Genomic DNA, 1,263 nt, shown 5'->3' with positions numbered 1-1,263 from the left:
TTTAGCATTCAAACTATGTTATTAAAAATATAAAAATATATGTGGCCGGCCACCGCGGCCTTGTAGGTTCCGCCATCTGGAACAATCTCAAGGCGCGTGGCTATGACAATCTTGTGGGGCGCACGCACACCGAACTCGACCTCACCGACCAGCAGGCCGTAGACCGGTTCTTTGACGAGGAGCGGCCCGATGCCGTGGTGCTGGCCGCCGCTTTTGTGGGCGGCATTATGGCCAACTCGCTCTATCGGGCCGATTTCATCATGCAGAACATGAAGATGCAGTGCAACGTTATCAGCAGTGCCTATAGCCACGGGGTGAAAAAGCTGCTCTTCCTCGGTTCCACGTGCATCTATCCCAAGGATGCCCCGCAGCCCATGCGTGAGGATGCCCTGCTCACCTCGCCGCTGGAATACACCAACGAGGAGTATGCCATCGCCAAGATAGCCGGACTGAAGATGTGCGAGAGCTATAACCTGCAGTACGGCACGGATTACATTGCCGTGATGCCTACCAATCTCTACGGGCCCAACGACAACTTCCATCTTGAGAACTCCCACGTGATGCCGGCCATGATGCGCAAGGTGTATCTGTCCAAACTCATCCACGAAGGCGACTGGGAAGCCATCCGCAGGGATATGGACAAGCGTCCCGTCAATCCTACCGACAAGCTGCGCGCCTTGATTGGTGAGGGCAATGTGGACGGGAAAAACAGCGAGGAGCGCATTCGCCGTGCCTTGGCCTTCTACGGCATCGAAGACAACCGGGTGACGCTTTGGGGCACGGGCAGTCCGCTGCGCGAGTTTCTGTGGAGTGAAGACATGGCCGATGCCAGCGTGCATGTGTTGTTGAACGTGAGCTTCAGTGATATTATTGGTGTGGAGAAATATTCCAGTGTGTTCTATGGTGCCAAGACCGACGGTGCAGTGGACCGCAACAACTCGGAGGGGCGTGGTGGAGCCATCCCCTCATTAGGCGAGATACGCAACTGTCACATCAATGTGGGCACGGGCAAGGAGCTCACCATTCGCGAACTGGCCGACCTCATCGTGCGTGTGGTGGGCTTTGACGGTGAGGTGGTGTGGGATTCTTCCAAGCCCGACGGTACACCCCGCAAACTCATCGACGTGTCCAAACTGCACTCGCTGGGCTGGACACACAAGGTGGAAATAGAAGAAGGAGTGGAAAAACTCTACGCGTGGTACCGGCAAAGTCTTGCTGCCGACTGATCTCTTTTAACGCAACAACGCCTCCGGCATCCGGAGG

Annotated in this window: 1 protein-coding gene; it reads left to right on the top strand. The window is 56.0% G+C overall.

What is annotated here, in order from left to right; genetic code table 11:
* Nucleotides 1–41 precede the first annotated feature (41 nt).
* Complete coding sequence (locus tag HMPREF6485_RS13025; protein WP_004347192.1) at nt 42–1,226, top strand: GDP-L-fucose synthase family protein; 1,185 nt, start codon at nt 42–44, stop codon at nt 1,224–1,226.
* The last annotated feature ends 37 nt before the right edge of the window (nt 1,227–1,263 follow it).

Origin of the sequence: Segatella buccae ATCC 33574 (assembly GCF_000184945.1) — a bacterium.
Lineage (GTDB): Bacteria > Bacteroidota > Bacteroidia > Bacteroidales > Bacteroidaceae > Prevotella > Prevotella buccae.
Note: the sequence above shows the minus strand (reverse complement) of the source record. Positions and strands in the feature narration are given on the sequence as shown.